This is a genomic window from Hallerella succinigenes (genome assembly GCF_002797675.1).
GTDB lineage: Bacteria > Fibrobacterota > Fibrobacteria > Fibrobacterales > Fibrobacteraceae > Hallerella > Hallerella succinigenes.
In genome coordinates this window covers 2,151,153-2,169,444 of sequence record NZ_PGEX01000001.1, presented here as the reverse complement: position 1 = coordinate 2,169,444, position 18,292 = coordinate 2,151,153, and the positions used below count along the sequence as shown (strand labels likewise).

12 protein-coding genes are annotated in these 18,292 nt (G+C 51.5%); 2 read left to right on the top strand and 10 right to left on the bottom strand.

Annotated features, from left to right (window positions below):
* Nucleotides 1-55 precede the first annotated feature (55 nt).
* The 9 genes from purL to BGX16_RS09885 all read right to left on the bottom strand — a co-directional run bounded on the left by purL (nucleotide 56) and on the right by BGX16_RS09885 (nucleotide 14,368).
* The gene (purL, locus tag BGX16_RS09925; protein ID WP_100425882.1) at nucleotides 56-3,919 is read right to left on the bottom strand and encodes a phosphoribosylformylglycinamidine synthase; all 3,864 of its coding nucleotides are present in this window, start codon (nucleotides 3,917-3,919) and stop codon (nucleotides 56-58) included.
* Nucleotides 3,920-3,996: 77 nt separating this feature from the next.
* A complete protein-coding gene (locus tag BGX16_RS09920; RefSeq protein ID WP_100425881.1) occupies nucleotides 3,997-4,857 on the bottom strand; it encodes a DUF3078 domain-containing protein in 861 nt (286 codons plus the stop codon).
* Between the two features lie 119 nt (nucleotides 4,858-4,976).
* Nucleotides 4,977-6,335: a signal recognition particle protein gene (gene ffh / locus BGX16_RS09915; protein WP_100425880.1), complete on the bottom strand. Its 1,359-nt coding sequence runs from the start codon at nucleotides 6,333-6,335 to the stop codon at nucleotides 4,977-4,979.
* Nucleotides 6,336-6,376: 41 nt separating this feature from the next.
* Entirely contained in the window at nucleotides 6,377-7,348 is a 972-nt protein-coding gene (locus BGX16_RS09910; protein ID WP_100425879.1) for a GDP-mannose 4,6-dehydratase, read from the bottom strand.
* Nucleotides 7,345-8,976, bottom strand: coding sequence for a 3-dehydroquinate synthase (gene aroB / locus BGX16_RS09905; RefSeq protein ID WP_241899525.1), 1,632 nt, complete (start codon nucleotides 8,974-8,976; stop codon nucleotides 7,345-7,347). Before aroB ends, BGX16_RS09910 begins: the two co-directional genes overlap by 4 nt.
* Nucleotides 8,976-9,851: a shikimate dehydrogenase gene (gene aroE / locus BGX16_RS09900; protein WP_100425878.1), complete on the bottom strand. Its 876-nt coding sequence runs from the start codon at nucleotides 9,849-9,851 to the stop codon at nucleotides 8,976-8,978. Before aroE ends, aroB begins: the two co-directional genes overlap by 1 nt.
* A 69-nt stretch (nucleotides 9,852-9,920) precedes the next feature.
* On the bottom strand, nucleotides 9,921-10,445 hold the full coding sequence (locus BGX16_RS09895) for an OmpH/Skp family outer membrane protein (protein WP_100425877.1): 525 nt from the start codon (nucleotides 10,443-10,445) through the stop codon (nucleotides 9,921-9,923).
* Complete coding sequence (locus BGX16_RS09890) at nucleotides 10,445-13,168, bottom strand: BamA/OMP85 family outer membrane protein (protein ID WP_100426826.1); 2,724 nt, start codon at nucleotides 13,166-13,168, stop codon at nucleotides 10,445-10,447. Before BGX16_RS09890 ends, BGX16_RS09895 begins: the two co-directional genes overlap by 1 nt.
* Nucleotides 13,169-13,315: 147 nt before the next feature.
* Nucleotides 13,316-14,368: a hypothetical protein gene (locus tag BGX16_RS09885; RefSeq protein WP_100425876.1), complete on the bottom strand. Its 1,053-nt coding sequence runs from the start codon at nucleotides 14,366-14,368 to the stop codon at nucleotides 13,316-13,318.
* A gap of 113 nt (nucleotides 14,369-14,481) precedes the next feature.
* On the opposite strand from BGX16_RS09885, the gene BGX16_RS09880 reads away from it, so the two are divergent.
* The gene (locus BGX16_RS09880; RefSeq protein WP_100425875.1) at nucleotides 14,482-15,888 is read left to right on the top strand and encodes a glycogen/starch synthase; all 1,407 of its coding nucleotides are present in this window, start codon (nucleotides 14,482-14,484) and stop codon (nucleotides 15,886-15,888) included.
* A gap of 11 nt (nucleotides 15,889-15,899) precedes the next feature.
* On the opposite strand, the gene BGX16_RS09875 is transcribed toward BGX16_RS09880, so the two are convergent.
* The gene (locus BGX16_RS09875) at nucleotides 15,900-17,051 is read right to left on the bottom strand and encodes a hypothetical protein (protein ID WP_100425874.1); all 1,152 of its coding nucleotides are present in this window, start codon (nucleotides 17,049-17,051) and stop codon (nucleotides 15,900-15,902) included.
* A 170-nt stretch (nucleotides 17,052-17,221) separates the two neighbouring features.
* Between BGX16_RS09875 and BGX16_RS09870 the strand changes: the two genes are divergently transcribed.
* Nucleotides 17,222-18,289 (top strand): serine/threonine protein kinase, encoded by a 1,068-nt coding sequence (locus tag BGX16_RS09870; RefSeq protein ID WP_157797978.1) that lies wholly within the window; start codon nucleotides 17,222-17,224, stop codon nucleotides 18,287-18,289.
* The last annotated feature ends 3 nt before the right edge of the window (nucleotides 18,290-18,292 follow it).

Sequence of the window (18,292 nt, the reverse complement as noted above, 5' to 3'; positions counted from 1 at the left end):
CAAAATATAAAAAGGCCCGCCGAGTGGGCGGACCTTTTTAGGCGTAAAACGCAGATTAACCGACGAACGCACGTGCATTCAGGAAGAGCTTCATCCACGGAGCGTATTCGCCCCAGTCTGCCGGATGCCAGCTGTTCTGAACGGTGCGGAACACACGTTCCGGATGCGGCATCATGATGAGCGCTCGGCCATCCTTGCTTGTGAGGCCCGTGATACCGAACGGAGAGCCGTTCGGGTTCAGCGGATAACGTTCGGTGTACTGATGCTTGCCATCCACGTAACGGAGGCTCACGAGACCCGTCTTGAGACAGGCTTCGGCAGCTTCACGGCTAGCGAACTCCGCGCGACCTTCTCCGTGCGCCACAGCGATCGGGAGAACGGAACCCGCCATGCCCTTCAAGAGCACAGACGGCGTTTCTTCGATCTTCAAACTGCTGAAGCGAGCTTCAAAGCGTTCAGAGAGGTTCTGCACAAAGCGCGGCCAGTGTTCTGCTCCCGGGATCAAATCCTTGAGGTTCGAAACCATCTGGCAACCGTTGCAGACGCCGAGCGTGAACGTATTTTCACGGCGGAAGAATTCTTCGAATTCCTGACGGGCTTTTGCATGGAAGAGAATGCTCTTAGCCCAGCCTTCACCTGCACCCAGCACGTCTCCGTAGCTGAAGCCGCCACAAGCGACAAGACCCTGGAAGTCCTTCAGGGAAATCTTGCCCGAAAGAATGTCCGTCATGTGAACGTCAATGGATTCAAAGCCCGCGCGGTCAAAAGCGGCGGCCATTTCGACTTCACCATTCACGCCCTGTTCACGGAGGATCGCCATCTTCGGACGGCTTTCGTAATCCTTCTTTACAGACACATCGAACGTGACCTTCGGAGAAATACCGGGATCGTCCTGTTCGAGCTTCAACTGATATTCGCTTTCTGCGCATTCCGGATTATCGCGGAGAGCAGCGATACGGCGGGTCGTGTCGCTCCAAATGGAGCGGAGTTCCGAAATACCGGCCTTGTAATCGCCGACGATAAATTCATAAGAATCGTTCAGCGTACCGACGTCCGTGACGCAGTCGCCGAGACCTGCTGCAGCAAAGGCATCCTTCACCGCAGAAACATTTTCGTCTGCGACCTGGAGGACCGCGCCGAGTTCTTCGTTGAAGAGAATTTCAATCAGAGAGCCCTTCAAAGCGGAAACGTCGAGGGTCACGCCCGTGTGACCGGCGAAGGCCATTTCAAGGGCCGTGACGAAGAGACCTCCATCGGACTTGTCGTGGTAAGCGAGAATCTTCTGAGCCTTGTTGAGTTTCTGCACCGTTTCGAAGAATGTGCGGAGTTCCTTCGCATTGTCAACGTCCGGAGCGGTATTGCCGAGTTCGCAGAAGACCTGTGCCGCAATCGATGCACCCATACGGTTCTTGCCGCGAGCGAGGTCAACGAGAAGCAGGCGGGAAGCCTTCTTCTGAAGCACCGGAGTAAGAGTGATGCGAGCATCGGCAACCGGAGCGAATGCACTAATGACGACAGAAATCGGAGCCGTCACATTGTGCTTGCCCTTTTCGTCTTCCCAGACAGTGCTCATGCTCATGGAGTCTTTACCGACCGGAATCGTAATGCCGAGTTCCGGACAAAGTTCCATACCGATGGACTGCACTGCTTCGTAAAGATCGGCGCCGTCGCCTTCGTAATTCGGCGAAGCCATCCAGTTTGCGGAAAGATTGATTCGACCCATGTCGTCGATGCTTGCCGCAGCCATGTTCGTCAAAGCTTCTGCCACAGCCATACGAGCGCTTGCAGCCGGAGAAATCAAAGCGACCGGAGCACGTTCACCAATACTCATCGCTTCACCTTCATTCGAATCGAGAGTTGCAGTCGTCACGGCGACATCAGCCACCGGAACCTGCCACGGACCAACCATCTGATCGCGAGCGATCATACCCGTCACAGAACGGTCACCGATTGTAATGAGGAACGTCTTATCGGCAACGCTCGGGTTTGCGAGGACACGCTTTGCAACGTCCCCCACGGTCTGCTTGTCGAGAGTCGGCGTTGCAGAAAGCGGACGCTTGGCGGAATGATTGTCGCGGATCATGCGAGGCGGCTTGCCGAGAAGCACGTTCAACGGCATATCCACCGGCGTATTGTTAAAGTGGGAGTCCGTGAGGGTGAGTTGCTTCTGTTCCACAGCCGTACCGACAACGGAATACGGGCAACGTTCGCGCTTACAGATTGCGTCGAACACCTGAAGCTTGTCCTGCGGGACAGCAATCACATAACGTTCCTGGGATTCGTTACTCCAGATTTCGTACGGGCTCATTCCCGGTTCATCGTTCGGCACCTTGCGGAGTTCGAATTTACCGCCGAGACCGCCATCGTTCACGAGTTCCGGGAAAGCATTCGAAAGCCCACCAGCACCCACGTCGTGAATGAAGGAAATCGGATTTTCCTTTTCGAGAGCCCAGCAACGGTCGATCACTTCCTGACAACGACGTTGCATTTCCGGGTTCCCGCGCTGCACGCTTGCAAAGTCGAGGTCTTCGTTACCGCTACCGCTCGTCACCGAGCTTGCAGCACCGCCACCGAGACCGATCAGCATTGCCGGGCCGCCAAGAGCGATCAAAGCGTCCCCCGGATTGATGTGACCCTTGGAAATAAATTCTTCCTTGATGTTACCAAGACCGCCAGCGAGCATAATCGGCTTGTGGTAACCGCGGACTTCCTTGCCCTTCGTCGAAGGAACTTCTTCTTCGAAAGTACGGAAGTAACCGAGAATGTTCGGGCGTCCGAATTCATTGTTGAAAGCAGCGCCGCCGAGCGGGCCTTCAATCATAATATCCAGCGGAGAAGCGAGACGGGCTGGATTTCCAAAATCCTTTTCCCACGGCTGTTCATATCCCGGAATTTTCAAGTTCGAGACGCTGTAACCCGTGAGACCGGCCTTCGGCTTTGATCCGCGACCCGTAGCACCTTCATCGCGGATTTCACCACCACTACCGGTAGCGGCACCCGGGAACGGAGAAATTGCCGTCGGGTGGTTGTGCGTTTCAACCTTCATCAAAATCGGAATCGGTTCTTCGTGCCAACCGTACTTGTTCGTCTTCGGATCGGCGTAGTAGCGGCCCGCCTTGGCGGCACCGTTCATCACAGCAGCATTATCCTTATAAGCGGAAAGGATATTCGTCGAATGCATCTTGTAAGTATTCTTGATCATCTGGAACAGGGAAAGATCCTTCTGTTCCCCGTCGATCGTCCAAGCGGCACCGAAGACCTTGTGACGGCAATGTTCGGAGTTCATTTCTGCGAACATATAGAGTTCCACGTCCGTCGGATTGCGCTTGAGAGCGGTAAAGCTTTCCACGAGATAATCGATTTCTGCCGAAGCAAGAGCGAGGCCCATTTCCTTGTCGGCACGTTCAAGAGCGAGATGGCCTTCCGTGAGGATTGGAACTTCCACGAGCTTCTTCGGTTCTTCATGGAGGAAGAGTACGTCGAGCTGATGGAAAGCCTGGAAAACCTTCTGGGTCATGCGATCGTGGATCTTAGCCTTGACCTTTTTCGAAACTTCTTCGGTGACGCCGCCGTTGAAGTCCACGTAATAAGCGACAGCGCGTTCAATGCGCTTGATTTCAGAGAGACCGCAGATGTGAGCGATATCCGTAGCCTTGGAGCTCCACGGGCTGATGGTTCCCGGACGCGGAGCGACAACAAAAAGAGAACCTTCCGGATCCTTCGCTTCAAGCGACGGACCGTAGGTCAAAAGTTTTTCGAGAGTGGACTTTTTTTCAGAAGTGAGGTCGGATTCAAGATCAACGACGTGAACGAACTCCGCATAAATTCCCTTCACCGGAAGGGATTCCTGTTGAAAATCAGAGAGCAGTTTTTGAACTCTGAAAGAAGAGAGCGCAGGCGAACCGCGAAGAATAATCATAAAAGCTACCTTGTGCTAAAGGTTTGTGACCTCGCAAAAGATAGCTTTTTCTTTGTTCAGGAAATGTTATAAATATATTAGAACCAGCGCCAAGTGATGCCGAGATTCACGGAATCATGGTACTGGGAATCTTCATCGATATCCTTGTCGTAAGCGACTTCGACACCAACGCTCAAGACGATCAGCGGAGCAATCGTCACATCGAGGTAGTTTTCCCACTTGCCGTCGATTTCATCCACTCCGTGGAAGTTCACGAAGGCCCAGAGACGGGTTCTGAAGGAAGCGAGGGAAGAAAGTGCAGCCTTGTATTCGGTCACGCTTTCAAGACCCGGTTCGTCCTTGTACTTTTCGAACTTTTTCGTGTCCTTGTCATCTGCATAGCCGTAACCTTCAGAAATGGTCAAGCGGTTTGCAAAGGCGAGGCTCTGTCTAAAGTTGTCGTTCGGGACGTAAGCGACACCGAGCATCTGGGTGAAGTAAGCCGGGTCCATGAAGCAAGACACAGCCGTTTTCACATCGTCGTCATCATAGGTATAGCTCTTGGTGAACTGGGATTCGAAGCGGAGGCCTGCATACGGTTCAAACGGCTTAAGATCGTTTTCAGCAACGGTCGTTTCAATGAAAATCTTATCGTTCGTCTTACGGGTACCCGTGCCCTTCATATAGGTCTGGCCCCATTCGAGATTGACAAGGGTACGCCAGTCAAAGTGGGAGAAGTGACCGATCACATCAGCGTCGTACTTCAGAATCCAAACGTTCGTGTTGACACCATCAGCTCCATTCTTCCAGTTGCTGTAGTGATGACGCGTGAACTGAGCAGAAGCGAGAACGTCTGCATTCCAGTTCTTCGGAAGAGCGTCGGAGAACATGCCGTCTGCAGCAAAAGAAGCAGAGGCACAGAGAGTGATGGCTGCAGCCAAGAGTTTGATTTTTTTCATAGTATCCTCAAAATTAATTTCTTACGAACAAACCGTAAAGCCACTGTTTTTTGCAGTGTGACGCATTTCAACTTCTGTGGCTTTCGTCCCCTTGCAATTTTTTGCCCTTCGGCTAAATCCTAACGTTTCTTTTTTTTCTTTTTCGGAGGGGTGTAGTTCGAACCGATCGGGGCACCGCCATTCTGCTTTTTGGCAAACGAACCGATTTTCTTGAACATCGCTTTCATATCTTCGAACTGGCGAAGCACCTGATTCACACGGTTGATTTCCGTGCCAGAACCCTTGGCGATACGGTTCTTGCGGCTACCGTTGATGATTTCCGGATGTTTGCGTTCCTTTTCGGTCATCGAACTCAAAATCGCTTCAACGTAGACCATTTCCTTTTCGTTGATCTGGTCGAGCGGAAGCTTGTTCAAGCCCGGAATAAGACCGAGGATATCCTTCAAACGGCCGAGCTTCTTGATTGTGCGAAGCTGACGGAGGAAGTCATCCAGGTCGAACGTATTGTTCAGAATTTTTTTCTTTAGATCCTTGGCGTCACGTTCATCGATCACGGACTGCGCCTTTTCCACGAGAGAAACGACGTCACCCATACCGAGGATACGGCTTGCCATACGGTCCGGATGGAACAGGTCGATTTCGTTCGGTTTTTCACCGACACCGATAAAGCAGATTGGCACGCCCGTGATCTTCTTGATCGAAAGAGCGGCACCGCCACGCGCATCGCCGTCCATTTTGGAAAGGCAGACGCCCGTAAAGTTCAAGCGTTCAAAGAACGTCTGCGCAACGTTCACCGCTTCCTGACCGATCATCGCATCGGCAACAAAAAGGATTTCTTCCGGATGCACCGCTTCACGCGCCTGCTCCAATTCCTGCATCAACTTTTCATCGATTTGCAAACGGCCTGCGGTATCGTAGATCACGACATCAAAGCCGTTCTTTTCCGCATATTCGTAACCGTGCTGGATGATTTCAACCGGGTTGCCTTCGCCTTCGTCATACACCGGAATACCGATAGACTTACCGAGGACCTGCAACTGCTTGATAGCGGCCGGGCGATAAACGTCTGCAGCGACGAGAAGAGGCTTCTTCTTGCGTTTGCTTCTTAAATAGAGAGAAATCTTCGCGGCAAAAGTCGTCTTGCCAGAACCCTGAAGACCTACCATCATGATGCCGACAGGAGGCTTGCCCGACAGAGCGATTTCCTTGGTCTCACCGCCCATCACCTGCACCAGTTCGTCGTGGATGATTTTCACGATCTGTTGGCCCGGCGTCACCGAAGTCAAAACTTCGGATCCCATCGCCTTTTCCTTCACGGCCTTCACAAAGTCGCGGGTCACATTGAAGCTTACGTCCGCTTCGAGGAATGCGCGGCGTACTTCACGGAGGGAATCCGCGACGTTTTCTTCCGTCAGCGTCCCCTGTCCACGCAGGTTTTTAAGAGTCGATTCAAGAGATTCGGTCAGTTGCGAAAACATCATAGTGGATGGAAATATAGCAACTAAATTTTACGGGCGAATTAACCCATCTTCAAATCTTTCTCCATCTTCAAGCGAACGATCATTTCGTTGTAAAGATCTACCAGGCAATCTTCAATCGTGATCATCGGTTTCCATCCGAGTTCCATGATCTTTTCCGGATCGCCGATCAAAAGAGGTATGTCCAAAGTACGTTCTTTCGAAGGATCGAAGCGGAATTCCACATCCGCACCCGAAATATCGACGAGCATTTCCGTGAGTTCGCGGAAGGTATAAGATTTACCGGAGCATATATTGTAAACATCGCCCGGGTTCCCCGCCTGCAGCACCTGAATCAAGCCACGCGCCACATCGCGCACGTCCAAAACGTCGCGGCTCACGTCCAGGCTTCCCGAATAAATGATCGGTTCTGCACCGTACTTTTGAATTTTGACAAGCTGGCTTGCGATCGCCGGAATCAGGAAGCGACGGCTGTGGTGCGGACCTGTAAAGTAGAACGGGCGAATCGTCACAATGTGCATGCCATAAGCATTCGTAAACTGGTTCCCGAGAAGCTCCATGCAAGCCTTGGAAGTCGCATACGGAGTCAGCGGATTCGGCAGATCCGATTCCTTGCGAAGAGTCGTCAAAAGCGTGCCCATGGTACGGCCATAAACTTCACTGGAGCTTAAAAGCAATATTTTCGCTTCTGGTACAACCTGGCGCGCTGCTTCGAGAAGCGTCTGCGTTCCGAGCAAATTCGTAGAGAGCGTTTCATAGGGCTTCTTGTACGAGAGTCCCACGCTCGACTGGCTTGCCAAATGGAAGATTGCACGTGGCTGCACTTCCTTCATAACGGCTAGAACGTCCTTAAAGTTCAACAAGTCGCCCGTACAGTAGGTGACGTCGGCAACCTTTTGCCAAGGTTGCGGCTGTTCATCGCTAAAACTGTAAAGTTTTTCGCCGTTTCGCGTGACTGTTGCAAGGATATGGAAGCCAAGCGCTCCCGTTCCGCCCGTTACCAAGATACTCATGCATTCACCTCCGGAAGGATCGCTTTCCAAGCTTCCTTCACCAAAGCTTCTTCCACATTTGCGACTTTCTTGACTTCACCGATCTTTGTCGGGAGAATGTAAACGCGCTTGTTCTTTTCGACCTTCTTATCGACGCCCATCGAATCCCAGGCGGCATTCACATTCACGCCATCCACCGTTTTCGGGAATCCATAAGCATCGAGAAGCGCCGTCTGGCGGTTTTCTTCTTCCTTCGAAATCATGCCGAGCATGCAGGCGAGACGACCAGCCACACGCATACCGAGGCTCACACCGATTCCATGCGAGAATTCGTAATGATGCAGGTTTTCAATCGCATGACCGAACGTGTGACCGTAATTCAAAATCGCACGCAAGCCCATTTCCTTTTCATCGATACCGACGACTTCCGCCTTGATTTCGCAGCTGCGACGCACAATGTGCTTCATCGCTTCGGAATCGCGGGCGAGAATCTTCTGCACGTTTTCTTCCAAGTACTTGAAAAATTCGGCATCATAGATTACGCCGTACTTGATGACTTCGGCAAGGCCTGCCAAGTATTCCGTATCGGGAAGGGTCGAAAGCGTATCCAAATCGCAAACGACCGCCTTCGGCTGATAGAAGGCGCCGATCATATTCTTGCCTTCCGGATGGTTCACCGCCACCTTTCCGCCGACCGAGCTGTCGACCATCGAAAGAAGCGTTGTCGGTATCTGAATAAAATCAATACCACGCTGATACGTCGCAGCGGCAAAACCCGCCATATCACCGACGACACCGCCCGAAAGCTGAAGTAAGCAGGACTTGCGGCTATAGCGGCGGCGCAGCATAAACGTGAACAGCTGATTCAAGCTGTTCAAGTTCTTAAAGATTTCACCGGCGCGGAACTTAAAAGCAGGGCAATCTCCCGCTTCATGCTTGAGCATTCCCAAGCTACGGGACTGCGCCTTCGCAATCGTCGTATCCGTCACCACAAGGAAGGAATCCTTTGGCATCAAACGGAGACCGTTCAAAAGCGTCGAAAAATGCGGGATAAGCTTATGGCCGATAAAAATCGGATAATGCGAACCGCCGGACGGTTCCACATAGACTGCACGATTTTCCCAGAACTGAAGTCCGCGGAGCACTGCAGAAATCACCTTTTCTTCGGAATCGTTCGTGCTTTCGACGCTAAAGTCTGCCAGCGCATAGCGCGGTTCGCGTTCGGCGAGCATCGTCTTGATCTTCGCCAAGCGTTCTTCCGGAGAAAGGCCCGCCATCAGCGGACGCGTATCCTTGCGGCCGATGCGTTCCGAAAGAACTTCCGGAGTCGCCCACAAGCGAACGATCAAGCCCGTTTTACGGATTAACGAAACGACCGAAGCCTGGGTCAAAGTTCCACCGCCCAGGGCGACGACCTTCGGCTTTGGATCCGCTGCGATTTCCCGGATTACGTCGAGTTCCATTTTACGGAAAGCGACTTCGCCTTGAGTTTCAAAAATTTCGGAAATACTCTTGCCTTGACGTTCTACAATCAAAGCGTCCGTATCGATCAGCGGCGCATGCAAGCGTTCCGCAATCGCACGGCCAATACGGCTTTTGCCGCTTGCCATAAATCCGGTAAAGTAAACCGTTTTCTTCAACGTCGTCATCACTCTCCCTCCGAAAGGCCCATCGCGGTCTTCATTTCGTTCACATCGGACTTTTTACCGGGGAACCAAAATTCAAAACTTTTTGCACCCTGATGCACGAGCATAGCGCTACCGCTGACCACCTTGCAACCCGCTTCTTTCGCTTCGCGCAAAAGCTTCGTTTCTTTCGGGTTGTAAACGATGTCGCAAACGGCAAACTTCGACGAAAGCATTTCTTTCGAAAGCGGAGACGCGTCCACATTCGGAGTCATACCTACGCTCGTCGCGTTCAGCACCAAGTCGAGATTATCGCGGATCTTTGCAAATTCTGCAAACAGCACACAGCCAACCGCAGGTTTGTCCGGAAAAGCCTTCGAAAGTGCATCCGCAAGTTCCACTCCACGTTCCGCATTCCGCGAAACGATCGTCAGTTTGGAAGCGCCTTCGACAAGCATCGCATACGCAATCGCGCGAGCGGCACCTCCGTTGCCAAGGATCGCCACGCGAGAACCTTTCACCGTTACACCGTGTTCTTCCAAGTCACAAAGAGCTCCATACGGATCCGTCGTCGTTCCGAGCAGCTTACCGCCCACTTCGCCGTTTTCCCAGTAAAGCGTGTTCACGCTACCGGTAAACTTCGAAATGTCCGAGAGGCCGTCCAGGAATTCGCCGACTTTTTCTTTGAAGGGAATGGTAACATTCGCGCCGACAAATTTCATCGCGCGGAAGCCTTGAATCGCCTTGCCTAAATCGGCAGGCTCTGGGGATAGCGGCACATACGCCGCATTCATGCCCAGCTTTTCAAAAACCGCATTGTGCATACAAGGGGACTTGCTATGACCGACAGGGTTTCCGAAGATGGCGAGCAATTGAGTACGTCCATCAATCTTTTTCACATCAATAAATATAAATGAAAATAGGGATTCCCGTTTGGGAATCCCTACTGAATTTTCACTTGCACACTTTTATCGGGCGTTCAGGTAATCCAAGACCTTTTTCGTCAAATCGTTCTCATCCTTCCAGAAAAGCACCGCTCCCGTGGCACGATCCACCACCATATCGTAACCTTCTTGAAGGGCGATTTCAGTCACTGCCTTTTTAATGAGCGCGATAATCGGAGCGCTCACCTTTTCATTTTCGGTGATGAGTTCGCCCGTTCTGCCGTAAACGCGGTCGATGAATTCCTTCAATTCCGTGTTCTTTTTGGCATAATCGGCTTCGAGTTCATTGCGTTTTTCGTCCGAAAGCATCAAAGCCTGCTTATCGAGCTTTTCCTTGATCGCAGCGAGTTCCTTTTGCAAAAGGTTCGCTTGCTGTTCCCATTTTGCCACTTGGCGATCGTATTCTTCCTGAGCCTTTTTCGTGCCCTTGTACCCTTCAAAAATCAGCTTGGAATCGACGTGCGCCACGCGCAGGCCGTCTTCCGCGGAAGCGGTGCCGCACACAAGAAGCGCGGCAAAAAGAATGAGGAAAAGTTTCTTGACGTGCATTAGAATCCCTGACCGATAACGAAATTGAATTCCATATCGCCGACGCTTGTACGCTGCAAACCGGAGTAAGTTTCACCAGGATCCAGCGGCCATGCGAAGTCGAAGCCGATAATACCGAGCATCGGAACCACCACTCGGAAGCCGAAGCCGAAGTCTCGCTTGAGGCTCGAAGGATCCCATTCCGTCAGCGGATTCGGCTGATTCTTGGAAACCTTCGTGTCCGGGTCATAGCGCTTACCGAAAACGTTACCCGCATCGAAGAAGAGCGGAAGCAGGTAGAACGTATTCGGGACAATACCCCACTGGATTTCTGCACCGATGTACTGGTAGCTACGTCCCAAGCGACGATAGCCAATCGAGCCCGAACTATAACCGCGCATCATACCATCGTAACCGAGGACACCACCCATCTGGTACAAGGTTCTGTACTGCAGCGGATCGCCCACCATAATACCGTATTCGTTTGTCAAAGCGAGAGCCACGCGATCGCCGATGAGCGGGAACCACCACTTCACCGTCAAGTCCGTCTTCACAAAGTTGAAATGACTGCCAATCACTTCGTCAGCCCACTGCACAGACAGCACATAGCGGGAACCGTCCGTCGGGAACTGTGGCAAATTCTTGTCGTCGCGGATCAACTTGAAATTCAAAGCGGATTCGATACCGGAGTAGCGGATAAGGCTGCCGTCCACGTTATCGCCCTGCTTATTCATCATCCAGCTGTAACCAATCTGACCGTAGAAGTAGTCGTCCGGCCACTTCAAACGTTTACCGACATAGATCGTACCACCGTAACGCGTAATATCCGGATCGTCATCCTGATTCCACCAGGCATAGCTCAAGCTTGTACCAAGAGTAATCGGATAATCGAGGAACCAAGGTTCCATAAAGCTAATCGAGGCACTCTTCTTGTCTTCACCGTATTCCACGTTGAAAGACGCGCTCTGGCCATCACCCATACAGCAGTTCGGAATCGAAACGCCGAGAGTTGCGGTAAGACCATCACTCTGGCTGTAGGCAAGGCCCGCACTGAACTGACCCGTACCCGCCTCCTTTTCTGCAACCTTAAAGATCAAGTCCACATCCTGATCGCCGACGACCTGGATATCCGGATAGACCATGTCAAAGTAGTTCAGCTGCATGATTTCACGGAAGCTACGTTCCATCGAAGACTGGCGGTACGTGTCGCCCGGGAACAGGCGCACTTCACGGCGAATCACCTTATCACGGGTCTTCGTATTTCCAATAATGTTCACGCGGTGGATCTGAGCCGGCAAACCTTCGCGCACCTTGTATTCCAGGTTCACAATGCTGTCGTTCACAAATTCACGCGTTTCGTCGTACTGTGCAAAAAGGTAACCCTCTTCGCGGTAAGCCGAAATAATACCGCTGCGAGTCGCTTCATAAGCGTAATAGTCAAAGACTTCGCCGCTGTCGAGGTAAACATAGTGGGAAAGCATCTTATCGGTCAAGATTTCATTTCCGGTGAAGTGCACTGCACCCGTGTAATAACGACGGCCTTCGTTAATGTCGATGTAAATGCGCACATACTTGGAAGTGATCACGCTGTCATACGGAGTGAGAGCGCCAAAGGTTTCTTCCATCGTATAGCGGGTCAAAAGCTTTTCGTCGTAACGGTTACGCTTGTGCTTTTTCATCAACGAATCGATTTTCCGGTTCTTCCAGTTGTGGTCCTTCGGAAGGTTCTTGATCCATTCCTTGCGGAGTTCTTCGTATGTAATGATGCCGTTCAAAATCTTAACAGCGGTTTCTTCATCTTGCACATTGTACACCGGCACTGCCTGGGAGTACGGGTGGAAGTTCGAACGGTGTTCGCGGTAGTAGTGCGCGGACTTTTCCTGAACTCGGCCTGCAAGACGGTTCATGATATTCGCTGTATCCGCAATCGCCTGGTTCAACTGGCCATAGAGGAGCGTGAGCTTTCGCCCCTTCGGAACCGCTCGCCCTAAGTAGAAGTTACAGCTCGAATCCGGCAGATATTCCGCACGGTATTCCTTGAGTTCCGCATCCAAATAACCGAAGTGACGGATTGCATTCAAAACCGAATCGCGGTCCGCTTCAAAAATCGCTTCCTTGAATTCCCCATCGCCCCACCAGTGGGTGCGCTTGGTGACCATGTGATCGGTAATGTCTGTCGCCGGAACATGATCGTTACCCGTAATCACAATGGAATCCACCTGAACCTTAGGACCTTCACGGATAATAAAAGTCACATCGTTTTCATGGTCGGAAACCGGCGTTTCACGGAAGCCGACTTCCGCAAGCAGATAGCCTTCTCCACGGTAATAGTTCAAAATGTTCTGGCGATCGCGTTCAAGACCGCTCTTGCTGTAAACGCGGCCCTGCAAAAGGTTGATCTTCAAACGGACGTCTTCTTCGGAGATTTCGTCGCAACCTTCGATGAAAATGGTATCCAAAGCCGGAAGTTCCACAACGCGGAAGACGAGGTCCACCTTATTTTCGTTACCCGGCTGATAGTCCACCCAAGCGGTTACATCGTCGAAATATCCGGTTTCAAACAAATCCGAAACGCTCTTCTGCACCTTTTCTGTAAAAGCAGAAGGAGGAAGCACTTGGCCATCACGGACGCTCACACGGCTGAGCACCGAGCGCTCATCCATATTAATAAGGCCTTCCGCTCGCACATGACGCACAGTCGTCGGCGTCGTATATTCTTCTGGCACATCCAACAGCTGCGCCATCGAGAAAGCGGTCAAAACGAAAAGAAAGGTAAGAACACGAAAGAACAAGAGGGTGGCACCTTTTTAAATAGGGGTAAAATCGTTCCCAAAAATACAAAAAAACGCTCGCGGAAAGCGAGCGTTTTTAGAATCCGCCTTGAATAAGGATTACTGACCGAGATACTTACGGCCAACGCCGAATTCATCCTTATATTCAACGTAATCCGGAACAAAGCCATTCGCATAATTGAACATGACATTCACAGAGCACTGGAATTCGTTCATGAGCTTGCCCTTGCCGGTGAAAGGCTTCTGCTTCTTTTCGATTTTTTCCTGGCCCTTCTTGCCGACGATGACTTCCGCTTCGCACCAACCCTTGCCCACCATCTTAGCGAAGACTTCTTCACCCGTGGTAGAGACGAGCTTGATCTTAGACGGATCGAGTTCGGTGTTGTTGCCGGTCGAAGCCCAGAACTGGAGTTCGCCCGTAAGGGACGTTGCAGAAATGCTGATGGACGGGAAAGCCATGATATAGCCCCACTTGTCGACGAGCGGGGACTTGTTCGGAATGTTTTCACCGAAGATGAGGAAGTACGGACGGGTAACGATACGGCTCTTGTTATGAGCAGCCTTCAAATCCGCATTGTTCGGGGCGATAAGTTCGATAGCGAGGAGGTTATATTCCTTCACGACCGGATCATCCTCTTCGAGAGCTTCCGGGAGAGCCTTGGAAACGTAGACGTTTTCAGCCTGAGTACGGAAAGCCTTGACCTTCGAAACGTCGCCGCCGAGGCGAGTCAAAAGGGAAATGGAGGAGTCGATCTTGGCAAAACCGTCGATAATAGTGCCCAAATCAGCACCTTCCGCAGAAGCCTGGTTCAAACCGACAGCGGAAAGGGCTTCACCGATCTGGGCAGCCGTTTCCACGTTCTGCACCTTACCGATGTTCTGAAGAGCCTGTTCAAAGAGACCGTGAATGAGGTCGCTCTGCGGATCCTTCTTACTTTCCATTTCAGCGCGCTTGGCGAGGGCGAGGGTGAAGTTGTCGTAGAATTCATCGGACATCTTGCCCTTTTCCTTGGCGGTCAGGTAAGAATTGATGGCGTTCTGATAACGACCTTCTTCGAGGTAGGAATCACCGCGTTTTTCGTTAGCGCCCTTGCAGCCAGCCAAAAGAAGTGCAGAAGCTGCCATAAGAACGATCAGTTGCTTAGTTTTCATTTTTAACCCTTTATCCGGAAAAAAATAAGTTTGAAGTAATACCCTCTGTAATTTAATTAAATATTTTGTATACTGATACTTAGCGTTCGTAAATAATTTTTTTGGAGTACGCGTTGAAGTTTTTGGCCGTAAGCCCCGAAGCCGGGGAATGGAAAAAGCCGAGCCAGCTGGCTGGAGCTGTCAATCAGCTTACCCAAGCGTGTATCCGGACCGGAACCGAATCTTTAGCGATTTCCCCCTTTTATTCCCGACTTCTCGACGATTCTGTCCAATTTAAGTGCGTTTTCAAAGGTTTTGAAAAACTCCGAAACATGCCTTTTGAAGTCTGGACCGGAGAAAATCCCCTCCACGCCTATATCCGCTACGACAGCTACTTCGACCGTGAAGCGATTTACGGCGAAAACGGAATCCCTTACAGCGACAACCACCTACGGTTTTCGTTCCTCGCTTCGGCAGCACTCGCCTATGCAGACGCAATCCATTTTCAGCCGACGATGTTCTGCGGCCATGACTGGGGTGGAGCCCTGCTCGCTCCGATTGCCCAAACGGCTTACGCAGGCATTTTCGACAATATAGCCTTTTTCTTTACCGTTCATAACATCACCTACGATTTCCATGTGACCGAAAGCGAAATCGAACGCATTGGACTTCCGCGAAAAGATTTCAACATGAACGGCTATGAATTCTGGGGTAAGGTCAGCCTTCTCAAAGCGGGCATTTTCTACGCCAAAAAGGTACTGCTCCCCTCCCCGGGATATTGCGACGGCATTATCAACAACCACCTCGGCGGTGGACTTTCGGGCTTCTTACTCCGCAATCAGGACAAGCTCAAAGGCATCCAATTTGGCGTCAATTACCCGTTCTGGGACTTTAACGCCAAGGCGAACCAACCGATTGAACAGGCAAAAAAAGCGGCCCGTTCGGACCTTTCGCAAGCCCTCGGAAAAGATTTTGAACACCGCATGGTGATGTTCTGCCCTTTGGGGCAGGAATCCGGTCGCACGTCGGAAACCCTCGCCACCCTCCTTGGCGACATCAACAAGTTGAATATTTTTGTCGTCGTCGGTACAACTCCAGGAACCGCTGACTGGGATTTCTACACGCCTGTCGCAAGCCAGGAACATTCCCACATGGCGATCTTGAATACAGTCCAAGGCAGCAATTCGATTGTGCGCATGGCTCTCGCCGGTTCGGACATTCTCTTTGCTGCGAACCCGACGGAACCTTCCGCAAGCATGATCTTAAAATCCCTAGCCTGCGGAACCATTCCGCTGACCGGGCACGATGTGGGCTGTGCAAACCTGCTTTCCAATTACGTCGGAGACTTTGCAACGGCAAACGCGATGCTCGTCGATGATTCGGCAGCCCCAGACCAGATGATTCGCAAGTTGAAGAATGCGGTCCAGCTGTACAGCACCAATATGGAAAGCTGGAATTACCTGGTGCGCAACGCTTACCAGTTCCGCTACGAGTGGGACCGTACGATTTCGCAGTACATCATCACACTCGGCGAAACCTAACTTCCTTTCTTTTATTCGTTACACCAGATCGTCGAATTCAGATACGGACGGATCGAGTCCACACGTGCAGCATAGAAGTCATCCGCATCCATCTGCGTGACGCCGATGACCCCATTTGCAATTCGAGCATTCAGATTTTCGGGGACGCCCCAAATGGCACTGTAACCGGTTCCGGCACCGCCGGCGTCATAGCCTGCATCCGCGAGAATCGGCTTTTCGAGAAGCGTCGCGATTTCGGACCAAGTGACCTTGTTTCCGGCACGGATTTTTTCCAAAGTGGCGGCTGTTCTACCGCCAGATGTACTGGCATAAGTCACACGGCTCAGGTCAAAGTTTGCGTACCAAGCCGCCTGGTCATCTGCCCAAGGCGAAATGTCGATTGCGATTTGGGATGCCGGGAGGTAAGCCTGGATCGTATCGACAATCATGTTGAACAGGGCGGCCATCGTTGCATCCGGAATGCCGCCGCCGTTTTGAGCCGTATTGTCGTAAAGCGCCTTTTGATTCGAGCCGGATTCCGAGTACTGGTAAAAGTCCGGTTCGATCAGCCAAATAAACTTGAGCGTATCCGGATCGATCGCGTGAATGGATGCGTTTCCCGTCCCCACCGGGTAATGGAATTCCAAATATTCGCGGAACCCCTGCGCATATTGCCGATAGCGGTAAAGGATGGAATCCTGGAAGTAGGTTCGGATAATGTTTGCGCCATCCGTGCAAAGGTTCGGAGTGACAAAATTACCGTCTTCGCCGATGATATCGCAATCTTCGAGTCCGTGATCTTTACCGAATTCCGCAATCACGTAGGCGTAAATCATCGGTGTCGCCTGGACCTGCACCGCTACATCCAACATGCGGCTTTCAAAGCTGTTGAAGAAATCGTTATCGCCGAGCCATACCGAGATGTAATCGAGCCCGGCGTAAAAAGCGGAATCCTCATGCGAGGATTGCCAGCCCGCACCGAAGTTAAAACGGCATGGGTTAAATCCCGGAACATAGACGTAAACAGAAGAAGAGGATTCAACCGATGCGGATGAGGTTTCCATGCTTGCCGAAGAATCGAGCTGAACGTCGGGCGAAGACTCTTCTGCAACTGTAGAAGAAGTTGAGCATCCCCATAAAATGGACAAGCAAAGGGCTATGAAAAAACATCCGTATCTGCGCATTCCGCGGATCTCCTTTTAACTTACCACACACTTCCGCCCCAAATGTATATAAAGAGTTCCCTATATTTAAAATTGAAAAATTGTTTTACAAAAAAGCACTGCACAGAATGGGTTAAACACCCAAAATGACAAAGATTAGCAAAGGTGATTTTCTATATTTCGAACCGACTATGGCATCTATCATCGACGACATCACTCACTCACAAGATGGAACAAAAGATGGGACAAAAACGCCCCGCAAGCGTAGAGCGCCGACAAAAATCGGCGGTTACACCGCAGTCAAAAAAATTGGGCAGGGTGCCATGGGCGATATTTGGCTTTGCGAAGATCCTTCGCTATGCCGTCGCGTGGTCGTCAAGCAGATGCTCCCGAGTTTACGCGGCTACGAAGACCTGATCGCCCGTTTTAAGCGGGAATGCGTGATTCTCGCCGCCTTGCACCACCCAAACATTGTGCATCCCTTTGCTCTTTGGCAAGAACGCACAGGCAAGCTCGCCCTCGCGATGGAATACGTGGACGGAGCGACTTTCCGCCAGATTTTGGACGTAAACAGCCGTCCGCCGATTTGGGTCACGCTCTATCTGATTCACGAAATTTTGCAGACGCTCATCTGCGTACACGCAAACCAGATTATTCACCGCGACTTGAAACCGTCGAACATGATGGTCGAAAAGAACGGTCGCGTGCGCCTGCTCGACTTCGGCATTGCCCGCGATGCAAATCCGGGCCAGGACATGACCCTTCCGGGAAGCGTTCTCGGCACCGCAGCCTATATGAGTCCGGAACAGGTCAAAGGCTTTACGGTTACCTATGCTTCGGACATTTTTAGCCTCGGAATTATCGCCTGCGAAATGGTGATGGGTAAAAATCCGTTCCGCGGCGAGTCCATGGAACTGACGTCCCAGTACATTCTGAATCTGCATTTGAAAATCAAGAACTTTCCACCGGAAGTCCCGTACAATCTTCGCCGTTGGATCTTAAAATGTTTGGAAAAGAAGCCTCAGGACCGTTTCCATTCGACAAAGGAAGCGGCGGACGCCTTGGCAAGCATCATGGACGGTTACCCGCGACAGCTCGACATTCCTTGTCGCGAATGGCTCAAAGCGACTATGCGCAACGAGCCTTTGCCGGAACTGCCCAAAAACTCTAAAATGCAGATGTTCAAGTTCGGGCTGATTGCAGGAGCTGCCGCAGGCGCCCTTCTTGCGACCTTTATCACCGCCCTCATCTGCAGCTAAAGC